This is a genomic window from Pseudomonas sp. CGJS7, assembly GCF_036961695.1.
Genome location: NZ_JBAMDI010000137.1, coordinates 21,179 through 27,632 on the forward strand (window position 1 = coordinate 21,179; position 6,454 = coordinate 27,632).

At 58.8% G+C, this 6,454-nt stretch carries 10 protein-coding genes; 3 read left to right on the forward strand and 7 right to left on the reverse strand.

Annotated elements, in window-relative coordinates; translation table 11 throughout:
• Nucleotides 1–181: 181 nt before the first annotated feature.
• A complete protein-coding gene (locus V7787_RS44500) occupies nucleotides 182–499 on the reverse strand; it encodes a hypothetical protein (protein WP_336094126.1) in 318 nt (105 codons plus the stop codon).
• A 361-nt stretch (nucleotides 500–860) separates the two neighbouring features.
• On the opposite strand from V7787_RS44500, the gene V7787_RS44505 reads away from it, so the two are divergent.
• Nucleotides 861–1,157, forward strand: a complete 297-nt coding sequence (locus tag V7787_RS44505; protein WP_336094127.1) for a hypothetical protein — start codon at nucleotides 861–863, stop codon at nucleotides 1,155–1,157.
• Between the two features lie 75 nt (nucleotides 1,158–1,232).
• Here the strand turns inward: V7787_RS44505 and V7787_RS44510 are convergent, their stop codons facing one another.
• The 3 genes from V7787_RS44510 to V7787_RS44520 form a co-directional block, all read right to left on the reverse strand.
• The gene (locus tag V7787_RS44510) at nucleotides 1,233–1,517 is read right to left on the reverse strand and encodes a hypothetical protein (RefSeq protein WP_336094128.1); all 285 of its coding nucleotides are present in this window, start codon (nucleotides 1,515–1,517) and stop codon (nucleotides 1,233–1,235) included.
• Between the two features lie 226 nt (nucleotides 1,518–1,743).
• Nucleotides 1,744–1,995 (reverse strand): hypothetical protein, encoded by a 252-nt coding sequence (locus tag V7787_RS44515; protein WP_336094129.1) that lies wholly within the window; start codon nucleotides 1,993–1,995, stop codon nucleotides 1,744–1,746.
• Nucleotides 1,996–2,104: 109 nt separating this feature from the next.
• Complete coding sequence (locus V7787_RS44520) at nucleotides 2,105–2,365, reverse strand: YegP family protein (RefSeq protein ID WP_442965361.1); 261 nt, start codon at nucleotides 2,363–2,365, stop codon at nucleotides 2,105–2,107.
• 24 nt (nucleotides 2,366–2,389) lie between these two features.
• On the opposite strand from V7787_RS44520, the gene V7787_RS53235 reads away from it, so the two are divergent.
• Nucleotides 2,390–2,665 carry a helix-turn-helix domain-containing protein gene (locus V7787_RS53235; protein ID WP_442965362.1) on the forward strand — a complete coding sequence of 92 codons (276 nt, stop codon included), beginning with the start codon at nucleotides 2,390–2,392 and terminating at the stop codon, nucleotides 2,663–2,665.
• 335 nt (nucleotides 2,666–3,000) lie between these two features.
• Nucleotides 3,001–3,720 carry a tyrosine-type recombinase/integrase gene (locus tag V7787_RS44525; RefSeq protein WP_336094130.1) on the forward strand — a complete coding sequence of 240 codons (720 nt, stop codon included), beginning with the start codon at nucleotides 3,001–3,003 and terminating at the stop codon, nucleotides 3,718–3,720.
• 417 nt (nucleotides 3,721–4,137) lie between these two features.
• Here the strand turns inward: V7787_RS44525 and V7787_RS44530 are convergent, their stop codons facing one another.
• The 3 genes from V7787_RS44530 to V7787_RS44540 form a co-directional block, all read right to left on the reverse strand.
• The gene (locus V7787_RS44530) at nucleotides 4,138–4,512 is read right to left on the reverse strand and encodes a hypothetical protein (protein WP_336094131.1); all 375 of its coding nucleotides are present in this window, start codon (nucleotides 4,510–4,512) and stop codon (nucleotides 4,138–4,140) included.
• A gap of 148 nt (nucleotides 4,513–4,660) precedes the next feature.
• The gene (locus tag V7787_RS44535) at nucleotides 4,661–5,632 is read right to left on the reverse strand and encodes a WD40 repeat domain-containing protein (protein WP_336094132.1); all 972 of its coding nucleotides are present in this window, start codon (nucleotides 5,630–5,632) and stop codon (nucleotides 4,661–4,663) included.
• A gap of 430 nt (nucleotides 5,633–6,062) precedes the next feature.
• Entirely contained in the window at nucleotides 6,063–6,305 is a 243-nt protein-coding gene (locus V7787_RS44540) for a hypothetical protein (RefSeq protein ID WP_336094133.1), read from the reverse strand.
• Nucleotides 6,306–6,454: the final 149 nt, after the last annotated feature.

Consider the following 6,454-nt stretch of genomic DNA (forward strand, 5'->3'; position numbering starts at 1 on the left):
CTGCGATCTATCGTCGGTTTGGCCACCACGGGTTCGAAATTACAGATCTTAGAGCGCCAAAGAAACATCACTGAAGCCCCGCATTGCGGGGCTTTTTGTTGGGCGATCAGTTGCTGCCTGAGGCAAGTTGCTACCCACGTCGCCGATTCACGGTTGCCGAGCGGCTGCTTCGTGCAGGGAGCTATTGGCCGTTGGGCGGAATCGAGCGGATGAAGCGATAGCGGATGTCGTTGCCAGCCGAATCCGTCATGTACATTTTTATCGAATCGTACTTGTCAGGCGGAGTGCAGTCGAACGTGTAGGTTTCCCCTGCAACAAGCGTGACTTCAAGATCTGCGACGGCCCTTGATCTGCTGGGGAGCTCCCCAATCAAGCACACCGCCCTGATGACATGCACACCAGGTAGCGCGTGCATCTTTTCGCTCCAGAATCCCTCTGCTGCCGTGAACAAGTCCTTCTTGAATACCGGGGGCTTTCCATCCAGCATCAGCAGCTTCATTTGGGTTAGATCCCTTGAGTCATTCAAGGCTTGGATAGTCGCGAATTCTCGTGACTTATTCGGATCTGCGAATGGCGCTTCGAGATTGGTCGTGGCGCAACCGGTGAGCAAACTAGCTAGGACAAACACGTAGATCTTCAAGAAAACACTCCCCCTGTTAAGCGTCTGGAGTTAATTTTACCAATGGGGAGCTTTAGTGGCGAGGGGCGCCAGGGTGCTTTAGCAGTGCATGGATGACTTGCAGGGAATTTCGGGCCCGAGCCGCAGATGCGATCTGCCGCTCCCGATGCCCCTGCAGCCTGCGCTATACCTCCGGTCGTCCACAGGCGCGCTGGCCTATTGCAGCAGTCGCATTAAAATCGTGTACTACTACAAAAGGGGGGGGGCTGCAATGCACACTGGAGAAAGATGGCGAGGGATCTTTACCCTGCTGATGTATGGCCTTGTTGGTGTTAGAGATCTTGAGAGTTTTTTCCCTAGAACACTAGCCAAGGTAAAGAATGGGGAGGGGATCATTTTTTCCCCGGAGGAAATGAGGCACGCGATTGAGATGGCGCTCAGCTCATCGGAAGATCTGACAAAGTTCGAAGATGTTCTTCACTCCGATGAGGAGATACGCCGATACTTCTCGAAGATACTAGAGCGCCTGTCGGATTGATCGTCTGGTTTAGTCTAAGATCGCGATTTTCCCTCAAATTCTTTGTCATCCCCAGTTCCGCCTTGTCGCCTGCCCCTAGATGTTCTGCAAGACCTTTGAGAAGTACTCGCGAAGAACTACGTTGGAATAGGGGAGGCCGCCCACGCGCTCTGCCACTTCAGATAGGTCGATCGAAGAGGCCAGCACCCTCTCGATGGCTAGCTTCACATCTTCGGGTGAGAACTTACCGAAGCCAGTCCGGGCCATATGCAATGTTCTCGGGAGATGCTTCTCCAGATCCCTTACGAAAAGTAGCGAGTACAATATTATTATTGTCGGGCCGTACCAACTTCTTCGTCCGTCGTTCTTCTCAGTATCCATGCGAAATCGATAGTGGGCAGTTTGCCCTATATGGTATCCACCGGCGGTGATGGTTTCCATACACTGGACACGATCGATTCCGGAAACTGCCGGGATCCCAGTAGTTGTCGTCTGGACCCACCTTTAGATCACGCTAATCTGCATAATTTGAGATAGCAGGAATTCCTGCTTCGGCACCAGTTGATGCCGAAATTCCGGCATCAGCTGCTCCAGTGTGGCATGTCCCTCAGGAGTAACCGAGATCACGGGTTAGTTGATTGATAGCGTGATCCACTGAAATTCGCTCCGCGCTCAATCGCTCATGTTTGGATCTGGCGTGGTTGAACGCAGATGTCATCAGCGCATTTGTAGCCTCGGCTGTTGGGCCTGAGAGCTCTCGCGCAAGAAGCCCTCTCATAAGTTCGCGAAGCACCGCAACCTCGCCTTTCAAGTTGCCGTACTCGATTTGTTCGGGCGTAAGAATGATCGGATTACTCATCGGCTTCCCCTCTTTACGCTAGGATTGAGTGACTGATCTGCGATGCCCCTTCGAATCACTCCGATCAGAGTGACTTGAGATGGCAGGAATTCGTCTCATCTCGAAAGCCTTAAGAGTTGTCCACGACTTCGGTCAGAGCATTGGTTCCCTTAACCAGATCGATAGCTTCCTGGCAGTGCGCTTTGTTCACGTAATCCTCGCCTGAGGCGATGATTCTGTTGTTAGCAGACCACAGTCGCCAACGGTACTGTCCTTTACTCCCGCTCCCGGCGAGGGCTGCCAATCCCAATAGCCCGTTCCCTTCCCGATAGATTTCAAATCTCATGTCGATCCCTCCCTGTAGTTCCAGGGACAACGGGATGTAGGTCATGCTACGGCCATGGCCCCAAAGCTGATGACCGTTGCCCAGGCTGCCGAGCTGTGCGAATGCAGCCCTAAGACTCTGCGCCGAGCGATCGATGCAGGACAACTCTCCGCGATACGGCTGGGTCTTGGCCCGAAGTCCGACCGCATCCACCCTGACGATCTTGAAGCCTTTTGGAAAAAGGCAAGATTTCAGCCGGTGCAGGTGAGGCTTCCTTCGGTTCTGGCACATCCGCCATCCCATCACGACGATGAGTTGCAAGCGAGGCTCGACCGGCTTCTGGGCAGGGGCCGGAAGAAGCGATAGGGTCATCCGTCAACCAAAGGTGGCCGGCCTCGGAGAACTCATGCGCGAGATCAGACTGGAAGGCAAGGACTGGTTCACCGAGCCAGAGGCGGCTGCCTATTGCTGCGTTTGCGTGAGCACGCTGCGTGAAGGGTATCGCGCCCTTGGCATCAAGCCGAAGCGCTTCCTTGGCAAGAAGCTCTATTCACGGATCGAACTCAACGACGCAATCCAAAATTCTCCGGCATGGGATCGAAGCCCAGCTCCAGCAGCCATGTTGAGCAGCAACTCACAGTCTAAACATGGGGATCTCAGGCCCATACGGCTTCGGCCGTATAAGCCAAGAGTTAAGGCAGGTGCAAAGCAGCCTGGCCCTGGGTGATTTCCCTGAGGCGTGGGCGGCCGCACAAGAGGCTACGGGCCAGGCTGAGAAGGCGCTGAAGCTGGCCCGGGCCGCACTCAGGCGCGCCGTGAAGCAGTGGACGATTCGTTATTCGGCCATGGACGGCGTGTCCATCCAGAAGCCCGTTACGAGCCGCGCGCCAAGCTACTACCGCCCGGCAGACCTACGAGCCTTGGCCAAGGCCTCTGGCGATCGTGCATCGCTCTGGGCCTTCATGACTAACACCGGCATTCGGCGCGGCGAAATGGCAAAGGTCAGGCGCTCGGACGTTCGAGACGGGATGCTCTATGTGGAGTCGGCGCCAAAGGGGCGGACCAAGAACCTGCGCTGGCGTGCGATTCCGCTGAATGCCGCGGCACGCCTCGCCCTGGCTGACCTGGGCGACGACCAGTTGGTATCGGTGCATGCGGACACGCTGACGGACTGGTTCTCGGCGGACGCCAAAGAGGCGAAGCTGGCCGGCTCCCTGCACTGGCTGCGCCACACGTTCTGCACCGCCATGGTCCAGTCAGGGGGCAGCCTGCACGAAGTGAAGCGGCTGGCCGGGCACAGCTCTATCACGGTGACCGAGAAATACGCCCACCACATGCCTGACTTCGGCCGGGCCGCCGTGGGAGCGATAGGCAATTGGGAGGATTCTTGGGTTTTGTCTGCGATTGCACGCGCCAGGTGAAAGTCCGCGGCCGTCGCCAAGCAGTGACGTCTGGAAAGCAACTCCTAATCGTTCAGAATGGCTCTTTTTCGGTGCCTAATTTGGCCGCCTGCATCGACGGCGCGGCCACCTTTCTAGGTAGGAGGCCAAGGGGGCATTTTTGGGGGCACATGATGGATGGGTTATTCAGAAAATATCGAATATTCATGATCTTAAGTCGAGTAGGTGATTCCCTCCCCGGCCACCATTTACGAGAAAGGCTTAGCAGCGATGCTAGGCCTTTTGTTTTTCCGCTGCATGGACATCGACCGGCGCGGCGCGCGCGACATCGATCCCTCCGGCGGATCGCCGATGCGACGATCCGTCGAGGATGTGAGCGAAGGGGCGATGACTGGATCGGGCGGCGGCGGGTTGGATGCGCTGCTTGCGCGGGTTCGCTTACGGCCTTCCGGGGAAGCTGTCGACGTACTGGATTTCGAAGTCGGCGAACGAATCGACCAACTGGACTTTGTAGTCGGGGAACGAGTCGACCATCTGCCACTTGCCCGGTCCGTTCGGGAAAGATTTGACGACTTGCACTCTCAGGTCGGGAAACGCGCGGACGACTTTGACTTTGTAGTCGGGGAACGATTTGACGATCTGGATTCGTCCGTAGATGCGCGACGCGTCGACCGTCTTGGCGTTGTTGTTCGCGGGAGCGATCTGTCGGCTGGCGGTGTCGGCCGCGTCGGCGGCGAATGCGAGGCCGAGCAGGGGAAGCAGAAGCAGCCCTCGTAGATCCATCGGGCGGGTAGCGTGAGCGCTCATATTCATCGTCATTCAATCCTTTCAGACTAGTAGAATATCTTTCGCAATCTAGCAATTCGGACTGTCGGCAGCCTGTGGCATGACGCCTCGCGCGCGTTCGCGGCGATCGGTGTTCAGCGGTTCTTTAGCTGCGGCCGCATGCGCCAGGCGAGCATCAAGCCACCGGCCACGCCAACAATCTTCCGCTGCGGTCGCCGGTGATCAGCATCGAGCCGTCCGGGGTGAATTCGAGTTTGATCTGGCGGGTATCGCGGCCGAATTTGCGGCTGCCGATTTGTTCGCCGTCGGACAAGCGATGGATGCGCAGCTCCGAGGCCAGCGCGGTGACGAAGTGCTCGGCATCCGGATGGAATGCGAGGGTGCTGGCGCTTTGGACTTTCCTCAAGTGCGGATCGGTCTGCCCCTCGCGCCATATCAGAAGATGGTCGTAATCCAGGTTGGCGTTCTTCGCCGCCAGGTGTTTTCCGTCCGGGCTGAAGCCGAGCCAATCGAGTCTGTCCGGCGCGCCGGAAAATATCCTCAGCGGGATCGTTCCGCACGAGGAGGTTTGCAGGTTCATCGAATACAGGAAGAGGTTGGATTCGTCCACGCCGCCGACGGCGAACGCCTTGCGGTCGGGACGGAACGCGATCTTTGGGCAGACAGGTGTGTTGCGCGTTCCTGTGCCGGGAAGCGCTCGACCCAGGCACCAGGCCAGCATTCCCGATTCGAGATTGTGGATTCTGGTGCGCTCGCCGCCGACGGCGAGCATCGGGCCGGCCAGTCGCGCCCAGCTCACTTCGCTGTCCACCGGCTCGGTCCACTCGCCCGGATTGGTTGCGTGTTGGACCATCAGGCGCCGCCGCGCGCCGGCCGCGGCTAGCCAATGTTCCGAGCGCGCCATCGTGCTGCAATGATCGCTTACGAACCGCTCGCCATCGGGTGTGAACGGGCAAGGCGAAGGGGCGGCGAGTTCGCTCAGCAGCGGCAAACTCCATCTGCTCAGCGCCGGTTGGAAGACTTTGCTGCGGCTGTTCAAACCGTGGCCTTGGCCGACGACTACATCGGATCCGTCGATGGCGATGGCGAGACTTTCGATGGGTTTGTTGCTCTTGAGCGGCAGTTTGGTGGGGGACAGAAGCTTCATCGGACGATCGGTGCTGGAAGGGCGAGCGGATTGGATTGAGGTTCTCGGTGCAACGCCGCTGCACGCCCGCATTCGCGAACGCAGCGCGGCGCGTGCTTGCGCGCATGCGCATGCACTGCGAGGACTGAAGAGGGAGGGGCTGCGCTTCGGCGCGGCGCTTGGGGAGATCGAGCCTAGACGCGGCTCGTCGCGGGCGCGGTCTCTCTATCGAGCCGCCAGGCGCGCGGGTGCGCTGGACGCTCGAACTGTTCGCTCGAATGGCGTTTCGGCGGCACGCTGTTTCGGTTCCGGGCTGTTGCTTCCATGTGGGCGACGCTCCTGTGTTGCCGGATAAAGTGTGCGCACGTTAGCAACATCCGCTGTCGACATCCTGTCGTCGCTCAATCAACGTTTTCCGGAAGCGAGCGATCGGCGCACACCCATCGCGCGGTCACGGCGCCAACGTATCCACCGACCAATAAGTCACCGCATCGAAGTCGTTGACGTACACGCCCGGCGATTGCGGGCGCAGCACCACGCCGCGGGGATCGCGGATCTGCAGCGATAGTTGGCGGATGCTCTCGGTTCCGCAGGGCAGGGTGGTGACTTCGACCTGGCGGATGCAGGTCAGTTGGCACGGCCATCCTTCGCCATTTACCGCCGAAATCGTCCAGCCCGAATTCCTGACGGCCATACGGCCTCCGGATGCAGGTTTGCTTGCCCTGTCGACGCAAGCCCGTTCTGGCGAACGTTCGCGCCCCCTGCGGCGACTATCGTCCCGGCTGCGGCGGGCTGTCGAGTTCGCGCTTGCGGATATGTGATTTGCGCGCGGCCACGCAATTC